This is a genomic window from Paenibacillus cremeus (assembly GCF_007786445.1).
Classification (GTDB): Bacteria; Bacillota; Bacilli; order Paenibacillales; family NBRC-103111; genus Paenibacillus_G; species Paenibacillus_G cremeus.
In genome coordinates this window covers 37,016-62,998 of record NZ_VNJI01000001.1, presented here as the reverse complement: position 1 = coordinate 62,998, position 25,983 = coordinate 37,016, and the positions used below count along the sequence as shown (strand labels likewise).

At 55.1% G+C, this 25,983-nt stretch carries 15 protein-coding genes; all 15 read right to left on the bottom strand.

Annotation, left to right across the window (positions count from 1 at the left end; all coding sequences use genetic code 11):
• Positions 1-19 precede the first annotated feature (19 nt).
• Positions 20-1,210: an acetyl-CoA C-acetyltransferase gene (locus tag FPZ49_RS00235; protein WP_144842342.1), complete on the bottom strand. Its 1,191-nt coding sequence runs from the start codon at positions 1,208-1,210 to the stop codon at positions 20-22.
• Positions 1,211-1,342: 132 nt separating this feature from the next.
• Entirely contained in the window at positions 1,343-2,722 is a 1,380-nt protein-coding gene (locus FPZ49_RS00230; RefSeq protein ID WP_144842341.1) for a dihydrolipoamide acetyltransferase family protein, read from the bottom strand.
• A 58-nt stretch (positions 2,723-2,780) separates the two neighbouring features.
• Positions 2,781-3,761: an alpha-ketoacid dehydrogenase subunit beta gene (locus FPZ49_RS00225; protein WP_144842340.1), complete on the bottom strand. Its 981-nt coding sequence runs from the start codon at positions 3,759-3,761 to the stop codon at positions 2,781-2,783.
• A gap of 1 nt (position 3,762) precedes the next feature.
• Positions 3,763-4,758: a thiamine pyrophosphate-dependent dehydrogenase E1 component subunit alpha gene (locus FPZ49_RS00220; protein WP_144842339.1), complete on the bottom strand. Its 996-nt coding sequence runs from the start codon at positions 4,756-4,758 to the stop codon at positions 3,763-3,765.
• A gap of 284 nt (positions 4,759-5,042) precedes the next feature.
• Positions 5,043-8,306, bottom strand: coding sequence for a fused isobutyryl-CoA mutase/GTPase IcmF (gene icmF / locus FPZ49_RS00215; RefSeq protein ID WP_144842338.1), 3,264 nt, complete (start codon positions 8,304-8,306; stop codon positions 5,043-5,045).
• Positions 8,307-8,435: 129 nt separating this feature from the next.
• Entirely contained in the window at positions 8,436-9,560 is a 1,125-nt protein-coding gene (mmgD, locus tag FPZ49_RS00210; RefSeq protein ID WP_144842337.1) for a citrate synthase, read from the bottom strand.
• A 51-nt stretch (positions 9,561-9,611) separates the two neighbouring features.
• Positions 9,612-10,757, bottom strand: coding sequence for an acyl-CoA dehydrogenase (locus FPZ49_RS00205; RefSeq protein WP_144842616.1), 1,146 nt, complete (start codon positions 10,755-10,757; stop codon positions 9,612-9,614).
• A gap of 178 nt (positions 10,758-10,935) precedes the next feature.
• Positions 10,936-11,361 (bottom strand): VanZ family protein, encoded by a 426-nt coding sequence (locus tag FPZ49_RS00200; RefSeq protein WP_186445522.1) that lies wholly within the window; start codon positions 11,359-11,361, stop codon positions 10,936-10,938.
• 68 nt (positions 11,362-11,429) lie between these two features.
• A complete protein-coding gene (locus FPZ49_RS00195) occupies positions 11,430-11,954 on the bottom strand; it encodes a DinB family protein (protein WP_144842335.1) in 525 nt (174 codons plus the stop codon).
• Between the two features lie 168 nt (positions 11,955-12,122).
• Complete coding sequence (locus tag FPZ49_RS00190; RefSeq protein WP_144842334.1) at positions 12,123-17,984, bottom strand: S-layer homology domain-containing protein; 5,862 nt, start codon at positions 17,982-17,984, stop codon at positions 12,123-12,125.
• A gap of 93 nt (positions 17,985-18,077) precedes the next feature.
• The gene (locus tag FPZ49_RS00185; protein ID WP_144842333.1) at positions 18,078-18,953 is read right to left on the bottom strand and encodes a carbohydrate ABC transporter permease; all 876 of its coding nucleotides are present in this window, start codon (positions 18,951-18,953) and stop codon (positions 18,078-18,080) included.
• A gap of 27 nt (positions 18,954-18,980) precedes the next feature.
• The gene (locus FPZ49_RS00180; RefSeq protein ID WP_144842332.1) at positions 18,981-19,940 is read right to left on the bottom strand and encodes an ABC transporter permease; all 960 of its coding nucleotides are present in this window, start codon (positions 19,938-19,940) and stop codon (positions 18,981-18,983) included.
• Between the two features lie 102 nt (positions 19,941-20,042).
• Positions 20,043-21,569, bottom strand: a complete 1,527-nt coding sequence (locus FPZ49_RS00175) for an extracellular solute-binding protein (protein ID WP_144842331.1) — start codon at positions 21,567-21,569, stop codon at positions 20,043-20,045.
• Positions 21,570-21,747: 178 nt separating this feature from the next.
• A complete protein-coding gene (locus FPZ49_RS00170; RefSeq protein ID WP_144842330.1) occupies positions 21,748-24,453 on the bottom strand; it encodes an MGH1-like glycoside hydrolase domain-containing protein in 2,706 nt (901 codons plus the stop codon).
• Positions 24,454-24,641: 188 nt separating this feature from the next.
• A complete protein-coding gene (locus tag FPZ49_RS00165; protein WP_144842329.1) occupies positions 24,642-25,955 on the bottom strand; it encodes an ABC transporter substrate-binding protein in 1,314 nt (437 codons plus the stop codon).
• Positions 25,956-25,983: the final 28 nt, after the last annotated feature.

Genomic DNA, 25,983 nt, shown 5'->3' with positions numbered 1-25,983 from the left:
CCCATGTGGTTACGCGATTTTACGCGTCGGCGTCGACTCGCAGCAGGACGGCATCGCCCTGTGCTGCCCCGCTGCATATTGCCGCAATTCCTAAGCCTCCGCCGATGCGGCGCAGCTCATGGATTAGCGTGAGCACGATCCGCGTCCCGCTGGCGCCGATCGGATGGCCGAGCGCGATAGCGCCGCCGTTCACGTTGACCTTCTCGGGGTCCCAGCCGAGCAGCTGCCCGCTGGTCAGCGCCACCGACGCGAAGGCTTCGTTCACCTCGAAGCGGTCGATCTGCGCGAGCGGGATTGCGGTTTGCCGCAGCAGCTTCTGGATGGCCAGCGCCGGCGTGGTCGCGATGTAGGGCGCCCGCTCGCCGACGGAGGCATGGCCGACGATGGTCGCGAGCGGCTTTAAGCCCTTGGCGGCCGCCTTGGCGCGGGACATGAGGACGAGCGCTGCTGCGCCGTCGTTGACGCCGGGAGCGTTGCCCGCGGTGATCGTGCCGTCCTGGACGAACAGCGGGGGAAGCGCTGCAAGCTTTTCCAGACTCGTGTCCAGGCGCGGGCCTTCGTCTTGGGCTATCGTTACGGCGGCTTTTTTGCCGATGCTGACCGTTATTGGGGCAATTTCTTCGGCGAAGATGCCTTGGCTGATCGCCCGTATGGCCCGGCTGTGACTGCGCAGCGCCCATTCGTCTTGGGACTCGCGCGAGATGCCGTACTCGCCGGCCACGCTGCTGCCGTGCACAATCATGTGCACCTTGTCGAACGCGCACAGGAGGCCGTCGTGAATCATCGCGTCGACCAGCGCCTGATCGCCCATGCGTGCCCCCCAGCGGGCGCTGGGCAGCAGGTACGGCGCACGGCTCATGCTCTCCATGCCGCCGGCGGCGATCGTCTCCGCGTCGCCGGCGCGGATAATCTGGTCGGCGAGCGTAATGCTGCGCATGCCGGAAGCGCACACCTTATTGACCGTCTCCGTGGTCACGCTCCAATCCAGACCCGCGAGCCGGGCCGCCTGCCTCGAAGGGATTTGCCCTGCGCCGCCCTGCAGCACCATGCCCATGATCACTTCGTCGATCTCGGCCGGATCCACGGCGGACCGCGCAATGGCGGCCCGGAGCGCCGCCCCGCCTAAGGCGACGGCGTCCACGTCCTTCAGGGCGCCGCCGAATTTGCCGAACGGGGTCCGCGCCCCGCCGACTATGACACTCTCTGTCATGTGGGAGTCTCACCTCCGCATTGTTATTGCTGTAGTAGCCAAACTTGTTTCTGCCTTGCTCCCCCTCAGCCTTCCAATCTGCGTTTACACGAATTTTTTGTGCTTACTCTTAGCAAATCACCGTCTACCACCTCAGTAAATATTCGACTCCAGATCGTACTGCTCCAAATAGTGCTTCACCCGCTGCAAAAAGCGTCCACAAACGACCCCGTCCAGAATCCGGTGATCGAAGGATAGGCACAGATTGACCATGGAGCGGATCGCAATCATATCCTGTAACGCCACCGGCTTACGAACAATTGACTCGAACGTCATGATCGCCGCCTGTGGATAATTGATGATGGGATACGACACGATCGAGCCGAATGCACCGGTGTTATTGAAGGTGAAGGTGCCGCCCTGCAGGTCGGCCAGCGTCAACTTGCCGCTTCGCGCTCGCCCGACCAAATCATCCAGCTCGATGGCTAGGCCAGCGATCGTTTTGCGGTCCGCATGCTTGATGACCGGCGTAACAACTGACTCCTCTGTGCCGACGGCGATGGACAGATGGATCTCTTTTTTGACGGTGATTTTGTCGGAGGACCAGGTAGAATTGAGCATCGGGTAGTCCTTGATGGCACTCACCAGTGCCTTGATGACGAAGGGGATGAACGTCAGCTTCACGCCTTCCTTCCTCGCAAAATCGTCCTTCAGCTTCTGGCGCAGCAGCGCAAGCCGGCTCACGTCTGCTTCCATCACCAGCCAAGCGTGCGGAATCTCATGGACGCTCTGCCGCATGCGTGAGGCAATGGTATGGCGTAACGGAGTGATAGGCAGATGCTGATCCGTCGTCGCAGATGGAGCTTTATAAGGTGTTAGGGGCTCTGAGGCACGTGTCTTTTCGTGCAGGGATATCGGCTCGTATGCAGGAGATTGGGCAGGTGAGTGCTGCGGAGGCTGGGCGTGTGGTGAGTGAGGCGTATGCGCTGGTTGTGATGGTTGTGATGGTTGTGATGGCGGTGATGGCGGTGATACCATAGGCGATACTGGCTTTACAGGCTGTGCCTGTTCAGTCGTCCGCTCCGCCCTCGGCATGCCCTGTTTGATATAGGCCAGCACATCCCGGCGCGTAACCCGGCCGCCCAGACCGCTGCCTGTCAGCTGCCGCAGGTCGATGTGGTGCTTCTCCGCCAGATGCAGCACCGCCGGCGAATAGCGCTGGCGCGGCTCACTGGCTTCCACTACCGGAAGCGGCACCGCCACTTCCGCCGCACGCGCTTCGGGCTGCCGAATCAGGCAGATCGCAGCGCCGACATCGGCGCGCGCCCCCTCCGGCACCAGAATGCGAAGGAGCGTCCCTTCCAGCGGGGAAGGCATTTCGACATTCACTTTATCCGTCAACAGCTCGCATAGGACATCGTATTCATGCACGTAGTCTCCCGGCTGCTTCAGCCACTTGCCGACGACAGCTGAAACGAGGCTTTCAGCCAGATGCGGCACAGTCACTTCAGAACCTCGCTCCTCGTTTTGCATCGCGCTTCCTCCTTATGTTGCAACTGTTTTGGCGGTTCCTACGACAACAGTTGTCAACCTACAGCTCCGCCAGCCGGCGCATGACTTCCTTCACCTTCTCCACACTGGGCAGGAAAAACTTCTCCAAGGTCGGCGCCATCGGCACAGCCGGAATATCCGGCGGGCAAAACCGGATGATCGGCGCATCGAGCTCATACAGCATTTGCTCGGCTATAATCGCGGAAATTTCTGCACCGATGCCGCCGGTTTTGTTATCCTCGTGGCAGACGAGGACTTTGCCGGTCTTCGCAGCTGCAGCGAGAATCGCCGGCTGATCGAGCGGCTGCAGGGTGCGCAAATCCAGCACGTGGGTGCTGATCCCCTCTTTTTCCAGCTCGGCTGCCGCCTTCAGAGCGTACTGCACCGTCAGCCCATAGGCAATCACGGTGATGTGCTCGCCCTCCCGCTTGACATCGGCCTTGCCGATCGGCACGATGTAATCGCCCTCCGGCACCTCGTCGGAGACGGAGAGGTAGCATTTTTTATGCTCAAAATAGAGCACCGGATCGTCATCCCGCACTGCCGCCTTCATCAGTCCCTTGGCATCGTAGGCCGTGGACGGCGCCACAATCTTCAGCCCTGGGGTTCCAAAAAACACCGATTCAGGACACTGCGAATGGTACAGCCCCCCGCCTCCAGTCGCACCGTAAGGCGCACGGATCACAATCGGACAGTGCCAGTCGTTATTGGAGCGGTAGCGGATTTTGGCCGCTTCGTTGATGATTTGATTCGCTGCGGGAAAAATAAAATCTGAAAACTGAATCTCCGCAATCGGTCTCATGCCCGTCAGAGAGGCACCGATGGACACGCCGACAATCGCGGATTCCGCCAGCGGCGTATCGAGCACCCGCTGTTCGCCGAATCGGTCTCGCATCCCTTTAGTCGCGTTCAGCACGCCGCCTTTTCCGACGTCCTCCCCCAGCACAAACACATTCGCGTCCCGCTCCATCTCCTCGGACATCGCAGAACGGATGGCTTCCAGATAAGTGATGATCGCCATGTCATGCCCCCCCTTCATCCGCATACACATGCCGAAGGGCACTGTCGGGACTCGGATAGGGCGCGCCATCGGCATATTTGGTCGCCTCATTCACTTCCTTCGTGATCGACTCGCTGATCGTGCCGTCCAGCTCATCGTTCAGTACACCGCATTCGATCAAATACTGGCGAAAACGCGTGAGGCCATCCTTCGCCTTATGCGCTTCGACCTCTTCCTTCGTCCGATACAGCATATCGTCGTCTGCCGTGGAGTGGGGCGGGATGCGGTACAGCATCGCCTCGATCAAGGTCGGTCCGTCACCGCGGAGCGCGCGCTCCTTCGCTTCTCGAACCGCTTGGTACACCTCCAGCACATCGGTACCGTCCACACGAACCCCCGGAAAGCCGTACCCGGCAGCCCGGTCGACCACTCGCCCAGCTAGCTGCTTATGCGCGGGGATAGAGATGGCGTATTGGTTATTTTCGCACATGAAAATGACAGGCAGCTTGAACACCCCGGCAAAATTAAAGCTCTCATGCACGTCCCCCTGATTGCTCGAGCCCTCGCCAAACGACGTGTAAGCAACGCGGTCCTCACCACGCATCTTAGCGCTTAAGGCCATGCCGACCGCATGCGGCACCTGCGTGGAAACCGGGCTCGAGCCGGAGACGATATGATGCTTCCGGTAGCTGAAATGCCCTCCCATCTGCCGGCCGCCGTTAACGTCCTCTGCTTTGGAGAATGCCGCCAGCAGCAGCTCGCGAACCGTGGCCCCCACCGCAAGCACGAGCGTGTAATCCCGATAGTAAGGAAGAAAATAATCATGATGGCTTCGCAGCGCAAAGGCCGCAGCCACCTGGGCCGACTCTTGGCCGATCCCGGATATATGAAACGCGATTTTGCCCGACCTCTGCAGCAGAAGCGCGCGTTCGTCAAACCTTCTCGCCAAGAGCATAAAGGTATACATCTTCAGAACCTGTTCATCCGTTAATCCAAGCTGCCGGTGCCGAAAAGACATAGGAACCTCGCCTCCTGAGGGCTTTTCGTAGAAAAGCCTACTTCGTAAGCATTTGCTGAGTTTTGCCGTAGGCAAAACGGCATCGTAAGCATACGCTGGGCTTTTCTTAGAAAAGCCTGCTTCGTAAGCATATACCTCCTGCAATGTGAGGGCTAGCCGCAGAGCAATAACTGCCGCCAGAGCAGCTAAATCCACGGTCGGCAAGTCGTAACCGCGATTTGCTGCTTTTGGAGCACCAATTCCGCCGTTCCTCCCGCTCACCGCCCACCACACCACACACCCAACTACATATTCCTACGATACTGCCCGCCGACCTCATACAACGCATGGGTGATCTGCCCCAGGCTCGCCACCTTCACCGTCTCCATCAGCTCCGCAAAGATATTGTCCCCCGCCATCGCCACCTGCTGCAGCTTTGCCAAGGCGGACGGCGCCTCTCCCGCATGCTGCGCTTGAAAAGCTTGAAGGCTCGCAATCTGCTGCTCCTTCTCAGCCACGGTAGCCCGCGCCAACGGGATGTTCAGCTCCTCCCCTGACGCCGGGTGCGGATTGCGAAATGTATTCACGCCGATGATCGGCAGCTCGCCGTTGTGCTTTTTGGTCTCATAGAGCATCGATTCGTCCTGAATCTTCCCCCGCTGGTACTGCGATTCCATCGCTCCAAGCACCCCACCCCGATCGCTGATGCGCTCCAGCTCCTGCAGCACCGCCTCTTCGACCAGGTCCGTCAGCTCCTCGACCAGGAACGAGCCTTGCAGCAAATTTTCGTTTTTCGCGAGGCCCAGCTCCTTCGTAATGATCAGCTGAATCGCCATCGCCCGCCGCACCGATTCCTCCGTCGGGGTTGTGATCGCTTCGTCGTACGAATTCGTGTGCAGCGAATTGCAGTTGTCGAGAATGGCCATGAGCGCCTGCAGCGTGGTCCGAATATCGTTAAAATCAATCTCCTGCGCATGCAGCGACCGCCCCGACGTCTGGATGTGGTACTTCAGCTTTTGGCTGCGTTCGCTTGCCTTATATTTGTGCTTCATGACCGTAGCCCAGATCCGGCGCGCCACCCGGCCGATCACCGTATACTCGGGGTCCAGCCCGTTGCTGAAAAAAAACGACAGGTTCGGCGCAAAATCATCAATCCGCATGCCCCGGGACAAATAGTACTCCACATACGTAAACCCATTTGCCAGCGTAAATGCCAGCTGCGAGATCGGATTCGCCCCCGCTTCGGCGATGTGATAGCCCGAGATGGAAACCGAATAATAATTGCGCACCTCATGATCGATAAAATACTGCTGGATATCACCCATCATTCGCAGCGCAAATTCGGTGGAGAAAATACAGGTGTTCTGCCCCTGATCCTCCTTCAAAATGTCCGCCTGCACCGTGCCCCGCACCGATCGCAGCGTCTCTCTGCGGATACGCTCCGCTTCCTCCGCTGTCGGCGTCCTCCCGCCGTTTGCCTGGCTGAACCGTTCCAGCTGGTCATGAATCGCGGTATTCATGTACATCGCCAAAATGACCGGTGCCGGGCCATTGATCGTCATCGAAACAGACGTCAGAGGATGGCATAGATCGAAGCCGGCATATAGCTTTTTCATATCGTCCAGGGAGCAGATGCTGACGCCGCTTTCGCCGATTTTGCCGTAGATGTCGGGGCGGTAGTCCGGATCTTCACCATACAGCGTGACGGAATCGAACGCGGTGCTTAGCCGTTTAGCCGGGTCGTTTTGCGATAAATAGTGAAACCGCAGATTTGTTCGCTCCGGCGTGCCTTCACCGGCAAATTGGCGCTTCGGATCCTCCGCCGTCCGCTTGAACGGAAAAACGCCTGCGGTGAAGGGGAACTCGCCGGGGACATTTTCGCGGTACTGCCACCGCACGAGATCGCCCCAGTCTTGATAGCGCGGCAGGCTCACCTTCGGGATGTCCAGCCCCGACAAGCTGGAGGTGGTCAGCTCTGTAATCAGCTCTTTGTCCCGCACGCGCGTCACCAGGGTCGTGCCGCTGTACCGGCGCCGCACCTCCGGCCAACGTTCCAACATCCCGCGCGTGTCTGGATGCAGTCGAGCCCGATACGATTCCCCCAAGCGCTCCAGCTTCGGCAGCACGGCTTCCCCTGCATCTGGCGGCTGCCCCTGCTCCTGCCCATTCGCCGGCTCCAGCTCCCGAACAGCCGCTTGAATCGCGCCCTCAATTCGGTACCACGCGCTGGCGCTCTCCGCCTCCTGGTTCACGAACACCTGATAATCCCGCACCGTTTGAACGATTTCGCCCAGGTAGCGAACGCGGTCGCTCGGAATGATCACCTGCCTATGACCCGTCGCAGATGGAAACACAGGTATTGGCCACCCTAGCGCGCACTTTCGGTTCAGCTCCGCCACCAATGCGGCGAACAGCACATTCACGCCTGCATCGTTGAACTGGCTCGCCATCGTCCCATACACCGGCATCTGCTCCACCGGCTGATCGTACAATCCTCGGTTGCGCTGCATCTGCTTTTTCACGTCACGGAGCGCATCGGCCGAGCCCCGCCGCTCGAACTTGTTGATGGCGATCAGATCGGCGTAATCGATCATATCGATTTTCTCCAGCTGGGAGGGCGCGCCGAACTCGCTGGTCATGACATACAGGGACACGTCGGCGATGGCGGTAATCTGATGATCCCCTTGGCCGATCCCGCTCGTTTCCACCACCACCAGATCGAACCCGGCCGCCTGTACCACGGAAATCACCTCGCGGATCGCATTCGGCAGCTCCTTGCCTGAGCCTCGCGTAGCCAAGCTGCGCATGTAGACCCGATCGGAATGCACGGCGTTCATGCGGATCCGGTCTCCCAGCAGAGCACCGCCGGTGCGCTGCCTCGTTGGATCGATCGAGAGAATCGCGATCGTCTTCTCGGGGTACTGCCGAAGGAAGCGCCGGACCAGCTCGTCGGTCAGCGAGCTTTTGCCTGCGCCTCCCGTGCCGGTAATGCCGACGACCGGACCCCCACCCGCTAACTGCTCGAGCCCCCACCCCTCGCCGCCATTTTCGGCTGCCGTGATGTACTTCGCAATCGCCCGCGGATCCTTCCGGCGAAGCGCCTCCTCGTCCGGTGCCCTCCCCTCCACCGTGGAAAAATCGCACGCCCGCAGCATCCAATCGATCATCCCCTGCAAGCCGAGCTCCCGCCCATCCTCCGGCGAAAATATCCGTGCCACCCCATACTCATGCAGCTGCTTGAGTTCCGATGGGAGAATGACGCCGCCGCCACCTCCAAACACCCGGATATCTGGAGCTCCTTTCGACTTCAGCAGATCAACCATATATTTAAAATATTCCACATGTCCGCCCTGGTAAGAGGAAACGGCAATGCCCTGCACATCCTCCTGCACGGCTGCTTGCACGACCTCATCCACCGAACGGTTATGCCCGAGATGAATAACCTCCGCTCCGCTCGCCTGCAGAATTCGCCTCATAATATTAATGGAAACATCGTGCCCGTCAAATAAAGCCGAGGCGGTAACGAACCTCACCTTATGCTTAGGCCCACCCTTCGCATCTGCTCCCATGGCTGCTCACTCCTCAACGTCGATAGAAACAGCCCCACCAACGCAGCCGCATCAGCGAGGCCTTCCACATCACTACTTTATGCGGGACGGCTCATCCGCTACGACGACCTTTTTCCCGCAGCACCTTCCTTAGCCCTTCTCCGGATGCAAATTGCGCGGCCCATTATACAGCACCCGAGGCCGGAACAGCCGGTTGTGCTCATGCTGCTCGATCACATGCGCGCTGACGCCAATTGTCCGGGCCGCCAAAAAAATCGGCGTGAACAGATCGATCGGAATGCCCAGCAAATGATACACTGGTGCCGCGTAATAATCCAAATTCGGGTACAGCTGCTTCTCCCGCTTCATTACCTGCTCTCCGACGACGCACATCTGGTACAGCTCCGGCTCATTTTTATCCTGCGCAAGCGTCTCCAGCGCTTCCTTCATCAGCATCGCGCGAGGATCCGGCTTCTTCATGTACACGCGGTGGCCGAAGCCCATGATCCGCTCCTTCCGCGCCAGCTTCTGCAGCATAAGCGCTTCGAGCGCCTCCGCCGAGCCTGCCTCGAGCAGCATCTTCATCACCGCTTCGTTCGCGCCGCCGTGCAGCGTTCCCTTTAAAGAAGCGACCGCGCCGGTCAAAGCGCCATAAATATCCGACTGCGTAGAGGCAATGACCCGCGCAGCGAACGTCGAGTTCGGCATCTCATGCTCGCTGTAGACGATGAGCGACTGGTCGAAGACCGCCTCCTCCATCGGAGTCGGCACACTGCCCGTGATCATATACAAAAAATTCGCCGTATACGAAAGCGACTCCAGGGGCTTAATAATCGGCTGCTTGGTAATCGCCCGGTACCCTCCCGCCACAATCTGCGGCACCTTGGCGAGCAGCCGAATCGCTTTGCGCGTGTTCGCCGCCTTCGAGCGGTCCTCCAGCTCCTGCCCCTCCTCGAAGCTGGCCAAGGCTGAGATGCCGGTCCGCAGCACATCCATCACGTGCGACTCCTTCGGAAGCAGCTGCAGCATCGACATCACCTGCGGTGGGAAGGCGTATTCCGCTTTGATTCGCTCCTCAAACACATCGCGCTCAGCCGCGGTCGGCAGCGCCCCATCGAGCAGCAAGCAGGCCACGTCCAAGTAGGTGACGGTTCGGGCCAGCTCCATCAAGTCATAGCCCCGCAGCACAATCTCCTCGTTTTCCACATCCAGATACGAAATACCGGTTTCGCTGGCAATCACATTTTCCAGACCAGGCTGGTAACGTTCGCTCATGGGCCATCCCCTCTCCCCTCAGTACAACTTCAGCGCAACTTCAGCGCATCTTCACCCATCAGCAAGCAAAAGCTTACTAATCACAATCCGCTGGATTTCGTTCGTGCCCTCATAAATTTGAGTCACCTTGGCATCACGCATATAGCGCTCCACGGGGAAATCCTTCGTATACCCGTAGCCGCCAAACACCTGCACCGCCTCCACCGTCACCTGCACCGCCGTATCGCTGGCGAACAGCTTCGCAAAAGCCGACTCCTTCCCATACGGCAGGCCATTGCTCTCCCGCCAGGCCGCCTGGTAGGTCAAGAGTCGAGCCGCTTCAATCCGCGTTGCCATATCCGCGAGCTTAAAGCCAATCGCCTGCTGCTGGGCAATCGGCTTGCCGAACTGCTTGCGCGCCTTCGCGTAGGCGATCGAAGCGTCCATCGCGCCCTGGGCGATGCCCACCGCCTGCGCCGCAATGCCGCACCGCCCGCCGTCCAGCCCCATCATGGCGATGCTGAAGCCTTGGCCCTCCTGCCCGAGCAGGTTCGCCTTCGGGATGCGGCACTGATCGAAGATCAGCTCCATCGTCGGGGACGAGCGGATGCCGAGCTTTTTCTCCTTCTTCCCGAAGCTGAAGCCCGGAGTACCCTTCTCGATCAAGAACGCGCTGCAGCCTTTATGCTTCTTGGCCGGATCGGTCAGCGCAAACACCAGATACAGCTCCGCCTCGCCGGCACTCGTGATAAAAATTTTGGAGCCGCTCAGCACATAGTCGTCCCCGTCCCGGACTGCGACCGTCCGCATCGCCCCCGCATCGGAGCCCGAGCCGCTCTCAGTCAGCCCGTACGCACTAAGAATTTTCCCCTCCGCCATAGGCTTCAGATACGCCAGCTTCTGCTCCTCCGTGCCGAACTTGTAGATCGACCACCCGACAAGCGATGTGTGCACCGAGAGCATCACCGCAGTCGACGCGCACACGCGGGACAGCTCCTCCACGACCAGCACATAGGTCAAAAAATCGGCGCCCAGCCCCCCGTATTTCTCCGGCCACGGGATGCCGGTTAGTCCAAGCTCGCCCATTTTATCGAAAATCGCCCGGTCGAACCGTTCCTCCTCATCCCGCGCCGCTGCCGTAGGCTCGATCTCGTGTTTGGCGAAATCCCGCACCATGGCCCGAATCATTTCCTGTTCCTCCGTTAATTGGAACTGCATGCGCCAGCCCCCCTTCGACAGAATGCTGTAGACACCGGTTTGCTCGAAGTTGGTTGAAAGCGTTTTCACTAATAGAGACTCAATTTGTATCACAGTACATGTATACACCATGATTCGAAATTTAATCCCATTAATTTAAGGGCAAAAAAAATACCCCCTCAGGGGCAGCTGCAGCGATTTATTTATGGAACGATTTTGCGTAATTACCGAATACCATTCGATGAATTAACGGGATATAGTATGAAGCCAGCACACCCGCAGAATCAATGAGCATGTCATAGATCCTTCCGTCACGGTTGAAATACAGCTGTAAGATCTCGGTGGAGACGGCGAAGGCAATCGAGAGCAGCGCAGATGCGCCTCGTTTTCTCGTCATATTCCAGAGCAGGGCATCCATGATGGCGAAGCCTATAAAATGCCCTAGCTTGATAATCGTCCAATGAGAGTGTACAAAACGTAAATCCAGCTTAAAGAGCTCGAAAAAGTCTGGATGGGGATTGATGCTAAAGTGAATGGCCTGTCGATAAAACAGACCATTTAAGCTAAGGTCACACGTCAGTACACCCAGAATCACGGCCCATCCGATTACGGCAAAATAACGCATAGCTCCACTTCCATTCACTCTACACTTTGATACCAATTGTATCATTAAATGTGGTATAGAGTAAAATCCTACTTGTTCAATATCCCCAAAAATTGAATCCAAGGCCCCACATCCGTGCGGTATCGCTCGGCCATGACCCGGACGATTTGCGCCGTGTGCGTCAGATCATGAACGACCCACGTGGAAATCAGCTCTCGGACCTTCACAGCGCCAAACGTAGGGTGCAGACCCGTTAACTCCAGGTGCAGTGCCGGATCGACCAACTCCTTCAGCTGGGCCACATTGTGCCGCCGGATCGCTTTGAACTCCTGCAGCTTTTGTTCCATCGTCGTGTCCGCTTGTTCACGTAAGTGCGCGAACCGGTCAAAGGGCGGAAACGGCTTCCCTTCCCCTTCTTGCAAAATAAATTTCAGCCGGGGGATCCAGTTTGTCTTCTCGCCTTCGATGAGGTGCTCGATCACTTCCGTTACATTCCATGTGCCTTCCCCTTCATTACATCTCAGCCATTCCGCGGATAAGCCACCGATCAATTGCTCCAAGGCTTGCGGCGTCCTCTCCAGTACCTCCATCGCTTCATTCAGCTCAAACTTCATCTCCCTGCTCCTTTCGGCGGCTCCCTTCCCCGTCCCTTACTTAAAAAAAGGACCCCACAGCAACGGGCCATGGGGTTTAGCTATATATAAGAAAAAGGGGGGTTGAGACTTATTATAGGCTTACTTTATTAATGAATCATGTTAGGCGGATTTCAATTTGATTACAAATTAATACATTCGATGATACAACCTGTACATAAGCACGGCCGCTTCCGCTCTTGTCGTCTCCCCGTGCGGATTCAACCTGCTTCCGTCACCGGTTACGAGGCCCGCCTGAACCATGGCAGCGATGCTATCGACAGCATAGGAAGCGATCTCCGCCTGATCGGTGAACGTAGCCAGGCTCACGCCCGAGCCCGGAGTATGTATCAGCTGAAGTGCCCTTGCGCTTAGCACCATCATATCCTGCCGTGAGATAGGCACCAACGGATTGACCTTATTGTCGCTCGTCCCCTCACTGATCCCGAGCTTCCTTGCAATACCAATCTCCCGGTAGTATGCATCGTCCTTGCCAACATCGCTGAAGTTGTCGTTAACGTCTGCGGTAAGCCCCAGCGTTCTGACCAGCAGCGCCAAGAATTCTCCTCTCGTGATGGATCGAGACGGTGAGAAGGCATCCTCCGATGTTCCATTAATGATGCCTTTGGAAGCCAGCGCTTCGATCTGCTGCTTCGCCCACGCATAATCGGTTAGGTCTGTAAACGTCTTCTGCTCGTACGAGACGGCATACGTACTGAAATGAGTGGTTCGGAACGTTACCATGCCTGTTTTCGAATCATAGCTTCCACTCGGCACTTTCGTCGCATGGCCGTTCCCGTCGATATACCAGATGATGATATGATCAGGGTCGTTCAATTCCGCTGGCGTCGGCTTATATGGAATCGAAATGGCAACTCCCGCCTCGGGATTATTATACGTCGCCAGCTTGCCGTCAATCTTGAGCTGAATGTCCAGAATCGGCCGATCACCGATTTTATCCTTCAGCTTTGCGTCGCTGATCGAGCTTTTATCCACCCATTGGAGAGGAATGGATACGCTGGAGGCCGATGGTACATTCAGGGTGCTCAGCATATTGCCGGGCAGCTGGACGGCTGCTAACGGCGTCCTAATGACGATCGTTTGGTCATGGCTGGCGTTATTAACAAAGCTCGCCGGGATAGCAGGCTCATAGGCTTTGGCCCCTTCTGTCTGCGGTACTTGAATCTCTACCTTTTTGATTCCTCGACTGTCCGCCACTGCCTTATCCAAAATATTTTTCAATGCGTCCGCTGCAATTTCCGCTTTGGCCGCTCCGGTGGACTTATCGACGGAGACTTGGACTCCTGGTGCAGAGGCTGTGTCTTTTCCGTCCGCTGATCCGGTCTGTGACGACCCGCTAGTGCCCGAATCCGAATGGCTGCTTACACTTGGCTTAATGACCGCAAGCGAATAGGTTTTGGTTGTGCCATCCTGCGCCGTGACCTGAATACTGAACGTCGTCGTTCCGGTATACAGCAGCGCAGTATAGGTGGCGCCCGATACGGTGCTCGTTCCGTTAATCTTCAATGTCGCATCGCTAGCATGCAGCGTCGGAATGATCGTCATTTGAGCTGCCCAATTGCCAACAACGGCGGAATAATTCGTTGTATTCTTGTCAAACACAGGAGATAAGGTCCCTTGATCGATTACAAGGTTACTCAGATCGGCATCCTGGCTTAAATCCACCGTTTTCACGCTGATGAGATTGCTGTCTGCGGAATAGTTCCCCGCTTCGTCATAGGCCTTGACCGTAAAGTCATACGTCGTACCGGCCGTCAAGCCGTTTACCGTGGCACTGTATACCGAATTGTCCACCGTTTGAACAACATCCGGCACAGCCACTCCGTTTTTGTACAAAGCATACCCTGCTACACCCGTATTATCGCTGGATGCACTCCAGCTCAGCGTGACGGAGGTCTGCGTTTTTCCGGTCACTGACAGGTTTGGCGCCGACGGCGGCAGTGTATCCCTGACATCATTCATCACCATCGCGCTTCTAGCATCCGATGGAGAGACATCGGTCGTAACGTTCGTAAACGTGACGTTGTCGGCATGCCTCACATAATAGCCGTACGCCGGCAGATCGCTAAAGATATTCGATTCCGGATACTGGCCGATCGCATATTCCGCCGGTTCAGCAGGGATGGAGGTTTTTCCGCCTTTATACGTCATATTGACATTGGTAAAGCTGATATTGTGCAGCCTGTATTTGGTACCATCCGACATATTCGACCCTGTGATGGGAGAGCCCCATGTCGTGTTCAGGTTTTTGCCGATAATATCCTGGAAGGTGACGCCGCTCATGGTTCCCGGCTTGGCCGAGTCGTCTTTGGTTGCCCGGTCGCTTCGCTTGCCCAGTATGACGAAGAATGGGTTGCCCGCATCCTGCACATCGATCCGCTGGAAGCTAATATTAGAAACGTCCGCCCCATCCACGGATTCTACGCACATCGCGCAATATTTGACTCCCTTGACCATGTTGTCTACGAAGCTTACGTTTTTAAAAGCCCCGTAGCTGGCGGTTCCGAATTTTAAGCCATTCGTATTGGAAGCGGTAATATTGGAATTTCTGACGATCACATCCTGTACGCCGCGACGCTTTCCGCTTTTTATGCAAATGGCGTCGTCGCCGGTGTTCACCGTCACATCTTCAACCAGCACATGCCAGTCGTCCAGAATATCGAAGCCGTCCCGGTTGCTTAACAGCCTTACGTCCAGATAGATGTTACGGATCGTCAAATAATCCGTTTCGGCATTCACGACCGTCCACATGCCTGATTTTTTAATATAAATGTTTTGCTCGGTGACGTTGCTGCTCATGACGACATAAATCGCAATCGGCCGTGTATGCTCGGTTCCGCTAGGAGCGGTAAAGGCATCGCCGCTGCCGTCAATGGTGCCTCCTCCGTCGATTCTGACATTTTCGACGTTCTCGGCATACACGAGCGCCTTGTTTGTATTGGAAGTAACCCCGATTTGCGTGTTATACGTCAGCGGGTGCGTATCCGGATAGTCCGCAGCGGAGGTGCTTCCTTTTAAGGTGGCGGAAGCATCGATATACAGCGTCATATTGCTCCGCAGCTGGATCATCCCGGACAGGAAGGTGCCGTCATGCAGGTAAACCGATCCGCCGGTGCCCGCAGCCTTTTCGACGGCCGCTTGAATCGCAGCCGTGTCCATCGTTGTGCCGTCTCCGACAGCGCCGTAGCTTCTTACATCATATACCGGCTCCGGCGGTCCTCCGATGAGTGTGGATTGGCTGTATACTTTAACATTGTCGAATACGATGGTGCCTTTATTGCCCTGATCGATGCCGAACACGAGCTTGCCTACATCGGAAGCAGGCGTCAGGAACGGAATGGCGCTAAATTTTTTCATGCCGTCGATGTAAAGATCATAGGTTTGTGCTCTTGTATCCAGCACCGCTCGAACGATATACCATTTGTCGGCGTTGACTGTAACGACATTGATCAGCGTGCCGCGATTGCTGTAAACGATGTTACTGTCTTTAAAAGCGATAGCCGCCAGCAGATTCCCTTGGCTATCATATATCGAAGGGATCGCCTTGGTTCCGGTGAGGTCCATGGCCTTGACTTTGGCCTCCATGGTCACAACGCCGTTAAGTGGAGTGAACGTTCGTGACGCGGTTGCCGCGTTGGACGTGCCGATTTTGGAGATGGTGACGCTCTTGTCGGCAGGGAACGGCACTTCTTGCACGTTTACGTTTCCGCCGGAGGTGTCCGTGGTCCATCCGCCCGGCGCCCCGTTCGTAGGATCACCGTTAAAGCCGTCATATACGGTATACGCAGCCGCTGGGGCCGGGAAATTGGTCGGCGGTGCCGTCGTCACCGCGGTAGCTTTACCGCTTTGCCCCGATTCAATGACCTGCTTGCCAGGCGTTACCAAAACGGTGGAAACCTTATAGTCATACGACGTGCTCGGATTCACGTTATTGTCGATATAAGCGGCGACGCCCGGCTGGGATTGGCCGATATAGCTGTACTGTCCGGAGCCCACATTCGCTCTATAGACACTGTACAGACTTGCATTCGGATCAGCGTTCCAGTTTAAGCCAATGGACGTGCTTCTTACGGTTCCAACACTCAGCTGCTGAGGCGCTTGCAATGCAGGCAGAGGTTTTACCGTCACGCTGGAGGTGGCTTGGTATACGTCTTGACCTACGGTGTAGGACGCACTTAGCTGTGCAGTTCCTATGCCGACGGCCGTTAGCTTGCCAGCGGCATCCACTGTTGCCACCGCAGGATTGAGCGACGTAATCGTGCTGCCGTTCGTCACATTCGTTATGGCTCCATCGGTGTCCAGCGAATTCACTACAGCGTTCACGCTATCCCCTGGATAGAGGCTGTACGCCGAGTTGTCGAAGTTGATCCCGCTAATCGATCCCGCCGGAAGCGTGTACACCTTCAGATTATCGACATAGCAATTGGCTTGTGAGCCCGTATTGTCCGCTTTAAAATACACCTCGGTAATGCTCGTATTATTTTTGCTCGCATCAAAAGGGGTAATCAGATCGGCGCTATCGATCGGCTGCTGCACCCCGTCCACCCACAGATGATAGGTATTGGCATTCGTATTGATGACGATTTTGATCGTATACCATTGCCCGGCGACAAACGGCACCGTATTGATCGTTTTATTGTTGTAGGCTCCGATATAGCCGTTGCGAAGTCCGAATTTTAGGAATGTCTTCTTATTGTTGTTAATGATATAAGGCGCGACGCTGAATTGCGATCCGGTCGTCATGACCTTAGCTTCAATGGCCACCTTGCCGGTGAGTCCATTAAACGTTCGGTGCGCTTCAGCAGCATCGGAGCCGTTCGTTACGCTCAGCGCCAAGCTCTTGTCGGCGGCCGAAGGAACGTCCTTGACAGACACGGCGCCTGCCCCGGAGGTGATAATGCCGGTCCAGCCGGTCGGTGCCGAGCCAGTAGTCATGCTGTTAAAATCGTCGTTAACCGCTGTTGCAGACGCGGGACTGACAACAACCGTCGCTGTTCCCGGCGTGCCGTAGATGCTGTTGGTCACGGAGATTTGCGTAGTCCCCGGGTTGCGGGCTGTAATGGTCCCAGTCACCGCGTCAATCGATGCAATGCTTGGATCCAAGGACGCGAACGTGTTTCCGGTGGTGACTACTTGTGTGCTGTTATCAGAATAAACCGCACTGACCACCGTGTTCTTAACATCGCCTGCATACACGTTATACGTGACGGAGTCGAAAGCCAGGCCAGTTACGGTAGCGGAGGGAACCGGCTTAGAAATTTTCAAATTATCATAGTAAAACGTCCCCTTGTTACCGCCCGAGCCCATTTTAAACGTGACCTCGCCCACCGTACCGCCGGACGGAGCGGCCAGCGCTTGCCCCGATACCCATTTTGTGCCGTCGATATAAAAGTCATAAGTATCAGTCGAAGTATTAATGACCGCTTTCATGTTATACCATTGACTGGTGTTTAAGTTAAAATTATTCAAGGCGGTTTGCGTACCACCGTAATTCACCTTAATTTGTCCACCAGTTAGCTGGATCTTCACGATCGTCGAAACCGAAGGAGCACCCGCATTATATATATAAAACACCTGTGTCCCGGTCAGCGAGCTGGACATCACGTCAGCTTCGACCGTCACCATCCCGCTCAGCGGCTGACTTCGAAAATCAACTGTCGATTCCACACTGTTCGCATCACTGACCGTTCGATTCAGCTTCACACTGCGATCGGTCGCACTGCCTGGCCTATTTTCCACCGTCACCGTACCGCCCGTGGTAATATTGGTCCAATAATTTCGATCCGGCGTACCGTTTCCCTGTGAGGACCAGTCGGTAAAGCTCGGCGCACTCCCCGTCGGAAACCCGACGGTACTGCTAAAATCCTCGTTCAAATACACCGCATCCATCCCCGCCGCTTGAGCGATTGGGGTGGTAGGACCTACTGCCGGAAGCATCCCTAGCACCATCAGCACAGCTAATAAGATTTTCCATACTTTTTGCAGCGTCACCGTAAGCACCTGCCTTAGAATTTAGAATTTAGAATGAATTGCTCAACAAAAAAGCTGCTGGAAATTTCCCAGAAGCTCTCTTTTTTACAACCGCTATTCTTTTACGGAACCGAGCATAACCCCTTTGACGAAATACTTCTGCAGGAACGGATAGAACAGCAGGATCGGCAGCGTAGCCACAATAATGGCCGCATACTTGAGCGTTTCGGGAAACGCCGTTTTATTGGAGTCGTCCGTCTGCCCGTAGCCTGTGGAGTCGCCGATGATGACGAGCTGTCTCAGCACCACCTGTACCGTCCAGAACCGGGAGTTATTCTCATACATGATCGGAGCGAAAAATTGATTCCAGTTGCCCACCGCATAAAACAGTGTAAACGAGGCCAGCGCTGGCAGCGACAGCGGCAGCACGATCCGCACAAAAATCCCGGTATTACTGCACCCGTCGATCCGGGCCGACTCCTCGAGCGCTTCCGGAATGCTGGCAAAAAAGTTTTTCAAGACAATCAAGTTAAACGCGCTGATCGCACCCGGGATGACCAAAGCCCAGAAGGTGTTGATCATGCCCATCCCTTTAACAACCAGATAGGTAGGGATAAGCCCTCCGCTGAACATCATGGAAAACACGATGAGCATCAGAATGACCTTGCGCGCGCGAAAGCGCTTTTTCGATAAGGAATAGCTTAGTGTAGCCGTCAGCAGCATATTGATGAACGTCCCGATCACCGTCACATAAATCGTGAAAAACAGCGCCCGAATAAAGGAAGGCGTCGTTAGAATCATATGGTACGCCGTGAAGTCAAACTTCTCCGGCCACAAGATCACGCTCTCCGTCAACACCTGCTTGATCGGCGACATCGAAGCGACGATAACATAGTAGAAGGGAAGAAAGGTCACTAACGCGAGTATTGCTAATATTACATAGTTGGCTCCATCAAAAACTCGGCTGGCTGCCCCTCGATTTCGAATCATGCTGTCCCCCCCTTTGCATATCCCGGTTTAATAAATCCCTTCCTCACCGGCCTTTTTCACCAGCCAATTCGCAATCGCCACCACGATGAGGCTGATCACGGATTTAAATAAGCCGACGGCGGTCGAGAAGCTCAGCTGCCCTTCAACGAGACCCTTCTGATAGACGAACGTTTCAAACACATCGCCCACACCGCGCACCAAACTGTTCATCATGAGGAAAATTTGCTCGAAGCCGACATCCAGAATATGACCCAGACGCAGCAGGAACAAAATAATAATCGTACTTCGAATCGTCGGCAGCGTAATATGCCACATCTGTCTCCAGCGGTTGGCTCCGTCCATCACTGCGGCTTCATAGAGCTGCGGATCAACGCCAGCCAGTGCGGCCAAATAAATAATCGTGCCCCAGCCTGCTTCCTTCCAAATGTCCTGCGACACGATGAGCGTCCGGAACATTTCCGGAGCCGACAGGAAATTAATCGACTTGCCTCCCGCCGCTTCAATGACATGGTTGACCACGCCGTTGCCCGACAGCATCACGAACGTGATCGAAGCGATAACGACCCAGGAAATAAAGTGCGGCAGGTAAATGATGGTTTGCACCAGCCGCGTAAAGAACGGGCGCGAAACCTCGTGCAGCATTAAGGCAATAATGATCGGCACCGGGAAAAAGAACACCAGCTGATAGAAGCTGATTAGCACCGTGTTGCGCATGAGCTCCCAAAAGTGGTCGTACGCGAACAAATCCTGGAACATTTTGAAGCCGATCCAATGGCTCTTCCAGAACCCTAAGAACGGGCTGTATTCTTGAAACGAGATCAGAATGCCCCACATGGGCAAATATTTGAAGATCAGAAAGTAGACGATGCCGGGAAGGGCAAGCAAGTAAAGGTCCCAATCCAAAAAGATGGAGGCCAATCTGCTGCGTCCGGATGTCTTTTTCTCTGCCAATGGTTTCACACGGGGCTGCACTGAATATTGATCCATAATTTTTGTCCCCCCATACCACCAATTACTCCTGCCCCAATGCATGATCCGCTTGAGGCAAGAGTAACCGTGAGGATGCTGTCTTAAATTTTAAGTTTTAGCTTATTTTGCGCCCTTCACGAAGTCGTTGGTTTCCTTCGTAATTTGGTCTCCGCCGCCGGATTTCCACTTGGACACGAACTCGTCGAAGGCCGATGTAGGCAGCTGCCCAGTAATGATGCGGATGAAGTAGTCATATCTCAGCTTGTTGTTCAAATCTTCGTTCTTCTGAATTTGAGTCGGCGATATAAAGTTCGGCACTGGATTGGCGATGCCTTTATCCTTAATCTTATCCAGCGCATCGCGTTGGATCTTCTGGATATCCGCAGGCGCGCCGCCATCGGTATAGCTGTAGACGTCATATGGGGAAACCATGATCAATTCCTTGATGTCATCGGAAATATATTTCTCGTTCGTTGCAATCGTGCCGTCCGCAGCTTTGGTGCTGTGAATGCCGTCGAGGCCGTATTTGTTAAACTTGTAGCCTTCGTCGCTGGCTTCCCAGTCCATAATTTCCATTAGCTTCTTGACCTTCTCAGGCTTGGTCGTTGCCGGAACAACCCAGCCTCCCGCATTACCGGAGCCCGCATAGTAGCCGCTGACTCCGCTCGGCCCGACCGGAGGATCAATATAGACAAGCTCCGCCTTCGGATCGACCTTCTTCAGGGCCGCGATGTCCTGCGCATAGTCAACAATGTAGCTTTCAACCATGATACCGGCTTTGCCGCTTTGAATTTCTTTTCTTGCATTCCCTTGCTGTACGGCAAAGTCTTTGCTCAGGCCGCCCTTCTCATACAGGTTCCGCAAATATTGAAGCGCCTGATTCGTCCCTGGGGTAATATAGGAGTTGACCAGCGAGCCATCCGATCCCTTAAGCCATCCGTTCCCTGCCCCGAAGGCGGCAAAAATCGGATTCAGGTTGCCCATCTTTGCATCGGTCACGATACCGTAGGTATTCGCTTTTCCGTCGCCGTCCGGATCGTTCTGTGCAAACGCGATCGCAACCTTCGCCAGGTCATCCGTCGTTTTTGGAATCGGCAGACCGAGCTTATCGAGCCAATCCTTGCGGATATACACACCTGTTCTTACCAGCGGACGCACGCGCGGAATGATATAGAAATGACCGTCAGTCTTCACGTTGTCCCAAATGGCCTGCGGATATTTCTTCAAGTTTGGTGCGGCGTCAATATATTTATCCAGCTGCATGAACGCGCCTTGCTTAATGTAGCCGGCTAGTGCGGCTTCCGGGAAGGCGTTCCACACCATCACGTCCGGCATGCTTCCGGAGGCGACGATCGTGTTCTGCTTGGTTGTGTAATCGTTGATTGGAATGTCCATGACGTTCAATTTGACGTTAAACTTCTTCTCGAGGAATTTAATCGCCTCGTTGTTATCGTGAGAAATCTGGATATTGGCGGAAGTATAGAACATCACGCTTAATTCCACCGGCGCCTGTGGTGCGGATGAAGTCGAAGACGTGCCTGCCGAGCCTGTCGACCCAGCCGGAGCGGCATTGTTAGAGCATCCCGCCGCGCTGCCTGCCAGCAGCACTGCAGCGGTCAGCATGGCTGTTTTTCGAACGTTTTTCATTTCCAATCAACCTCCCATGATATATATCTCATTGACCCAGCATTCGGACATCGCCCTTGATAGCGTTTACATGGATGCCCTATCATAAAGCGAATTTACAAGCTGATAGCTTAATTATAAGACAGATTTAAGACTTCTCTAGAGCGAGAACTGGCAAATAATCGTACAAAACTGTCATTTAGACCGCTCGGATGATGAGCTGCCCAGGCTCGTTCTGCTTAGCCGGTGCGGTCAGCTCCAGATGGAGCACGCCGTCTCCCTTCGAGATGATCGCAGCCTGCTCCCCATTCCACAGCGCTTCATAGCGGCATTCCGGGCTCATCGTCGCGATCAAGCTGAACGTCTCGCGCCCTCCCTCATACTGCAGCGTCGCGGTCAGCTGGGTATGGTCCGGCTGAACCTCGGTCAGCTTCATCCATACATCAAAGCCGCACGTCAGCGTGCCCGGACGATGGTAGGCGTTAAACCAGCTCAGCACCGGGTTCGATAGTCCGCCGAAGTGATGCCAGCCTGCGCCCCGCCCGGTTTTGATAATAAAATGCTCGAAGCAGTTATAGCTCTCGCGCACTTCCCGCTCCCAGACCTCAAGGCCCGTCTCGGCGATCTGATAGGCCAGATCCAAGCGCCCCAGATCGATCATCGTCTTCCAGAAAAACCACTGATGCGGCATCCACACCGTTCCGTTCCAGTACCCTTCAATATTGTAGTACGGGGCCTTTTGTGAAACCGCGGATAAGCCGATCGGGCTCCAAATCTCTTCCTCATCGAATAAATGACCCAGCAGCAGCTCGGTCTGACGCGCATCGCAAATGCCTGCCACCAGCGGATACGCACCGTCGAGTCCCATATTGTAGTTGACTTCATTGTTGTATTGTAAAATCCCCTCGGGCTCGCCCTGCTCGTTATGGCACACATAGCCGTAAAAGCCGGCGGACTCGTCCCAGGCGTGCTGCTGCAGCGCTTGTGACAAAAGCTCGATGTCTTGATCGTAGAGCTCCACATCCTCCAGCAGGCCCAGCTCTTTTGCTGCCATTTTTAGTATCTTCGCGATTCGGATACCGTGCGCCGTATTGATAACCGGAGCAACCTGCTTCTTCAGCCCGCTGCGGTGCACATGCACTTGGGGAGGATAATCGTCCCACCCGCCGGAATTGTAGAAGTAGTCCCACGGATTGAGCAGATTCGATTGAAACGGCTTCATCGTAGAGCCCTCGTGATGGCCGCAGTAAAACTGGTAGTATTGCTTCAAGCTCGCATAGTAGCTTTGCAGCAGTTCGAGCGATTGCGTCTTGTTCCAAATCTCCAGAAACTGGTAGTGCTGCACAGGAACCATGCTCCCATGATGCATGAAGGCCGCTTGCGGATCGCCCGGCTCGGTCAAATACGTTTGCAGGCTGTCGATCGCTCTGTCGATGCTCAGCTCCGCCAGCCCGAGTCCGATAAAGCCGGAATCCCATGTATACAGGCTGTCCCACCATCGACCGGGGGTATAGTGCTTGATAAACGAGCGCTTCGTATACACCGGAAACACGACGTTCGTCAGCGTAGTCGCTGCCAATCGCTGGAGGCCGAAGAGATATTTTTCCCCGGACGGGTTCACCGGCTGAATGGCGCTGGATGACTTGCTCTCCAGGTACCTGGTTTCACAAGTGGCGTCATTCTCGCGGCTGGCAAACGCTTGAAGGAATGCCTTCACCTCATCGATCGCCCCATGACAAACCATGCCGTACAGCCGCTTACTGGTTTCTCCCTCCAGAGCAATCGGCCGCATATACACGTTCGTATAGTGACCTTGGCCAGGGCTGTAAAAGCTGCTATGAACATGATGATGGACATTGTGCCGGAGCGACAGATCCAGATCTTTGCCGTGGTATTCGCGAATTTCGTAGTTATCGAACAGCCACACCATGCCATAGACCTGATCGCAGTTTTTATAGGATAAAATCAAGCTGTTCGGCACCGGGCCCGGCTGTTTGTCCGGACGCGGCTCCCAGCCTACCGCCCTGAACTGGATCTGCTCATGACGCTCCTGCTCGGCGATCAATAGACCGTCGAGGATAAGCGGCGTTCCGCCCGAGGACACCAGCTCCAGCTCGTATTCACCCGGTCCGATCGAGCCCAGGGCCATGCGGCAGCTGTTCATGCCGGTGCTGCCCGCCAGCTGAATTGACGCAACGGCCAGCCCTTCCATCGCCAGCTCCAGCTTTCCGCCCGATTCCATCTGATATCGGATAACTAGAACGGCATCCTGTATAGCTCCGGGCACCCGCACCTTGTACTTGACGCGATCCCCTTTATTTTTACCGAAGCCTTTGCCGAGGCCCGACGCATTAACAAAGCCGGAAACCCGCTCCTCTCCGCGATAAAAGCCGTCGTAGACCAAATGATCATCCGGCCGCTTCACCGCAAATTCGAGCTCCTCATAGTCTAACGCATCGACCCAAACCGCCCCTCCGAGTCCCTGCACCTCAATCAATTCCATCGGATCGCCATGCGCCTTCACCGCGGGAAAATGGACGGACGCCATGTAATGCAGCACGACATTTTGCTTCGTGTCCGTGTTGTTGACCAGGTCGCACCGGATCAAATTCCGATTCGCATCCATCCGCACGAACGAGATATCCGAGTATACCCGGTCCTTCCACTCCAGCTCGTGCCGATGCGTATAATAGGACAGATCCGGCGCCGCCTCCCAAGGGTGATAGTCGGATTCCCACATGACGCTGGGCACCCCAACCTTTCTACGGTAAAACCCCGGGAATACGCTCAGATCGAAGCGAACCCCCTGCTGCTGGCTTGCGATGTGGGAAATGCCGATATATTTTTTCGTGTAAGGCCCCCAATCCGGCAAGCGCAAATCATGGCGATTACTCTCTGGATGCATCAGTACAACCACCCTCTCTTCTATCGTCAGCACTAGCTTTAGTTGCTACTTAAGATAGTAAGTGAAAAGGCTTCCACGCTCTAGAGCGAGAACTGGCTTTAAATTATACAAAACTGTCATCTCTCCAAGAAGGCGTAAAAAAAGGCTCCCTTCCCTTACGGGACGAGAGCCGGTGCGCATGCGGAACCCTATTTCTTTTGTGACAGCAGCTGCTGAATAGCTTGATTGGACTCCTCTTCCACCGATCGAAGAGATGTGTTCACATCCATGCCGCTCTTGGCGATGTTGTCGAATATTTTACCCGTATTGACGCTGTAGACGACCAGACCTGCTGCCCGAGGAGCCGGAGGAAGCGCATTTTTGCTATAGTAAACGGCACCGGTGTTCTTGCCCTTCAGCTGAGCCAGGTTCTGGCCGTATAGCTCCCGGACCGCCTTGCTTTTGAGCGGAGATATGATGCCGTTCTTGGACAGCTCCGATTGCACCTCATCCGATAATAAATACTGAATGATTTGGAAGGCTTGGTCTTTGTACTTCGAATTTTTGGTAATAAACCAGGAATACGTATTCGGCTGCATGCCCGTGTTCGGAAGCTCTTTGAAGGATGGCGGAGAAACGATATCGAACTTCAAATCCTTATTCGCACTGTACCAGCTGCTGACTTTTTCGGCGACATGCACTCCAATGGCCATTTGCCCCTTCGGAAAATCGTCGATATTCGTATATTCATTGCCGGGAATTTCATAGAAGCGCTTGAAATTTTCAACCAGCTTCTTCCATGCATCCGTCGAAATGGCCGCTTTATTCTCCTTCAGATCGAGCGGCGTCAGCGAAAGCTGGTTGTAGGTCATCATGACGCCCGGATGGGCGGACAGTCCTTTGTAAGCGACGCCGTCCACCGTGCGGGTCAGCTTCTTGGCCACCTCGTACACTTCATCCCATGTCATTCCGTCCTTCAGATAAGGCACTCCGAACTTGTCCAACACATCTTTATTATAGAACATGATAATATTGCTGAGCGTAAACGGGAGACCGTACAGCTGGCCATCCGGATTGGAGTTCTTCACCTGCATCAGCGCAGCCTCGTCCAGCCTGCCGAGATCGAAGTTATACTTTTTGATTAAATCCGTCATGTCGCTGGCCAGATCGAATTCTTTGATTTTCGGCAAAATGTTGCTGCTCGACTCCAGAACGATATCCGGAATCGTGCCTGCGGCGACCAGGTCCGGGTAGTCCTGCCCCTTCCCTTTGTGAATATGCTTAATCGTCACGTTCGGAAACTTCTTTTTGATGTACTGTCCGACCTCGTTGTCAAAGCCGCTTTCGTCCGCGTACACCGAGTTTTGCGCGGTAAAAATCGTCAGCGTCACAGGCTCGCTGCTCGCCTTGCTTGGAGCCTCCTCGGCCTTCGGAGTCGGATTCCCCCCGGCGTTGCAACCGCTTGCAAGAACAGTTACAGTTAAGGCACACAGCAACATTTTTAACCCCGGCTTATTTGGCATTCTAATATCCCCCTATGGTTATTTATCG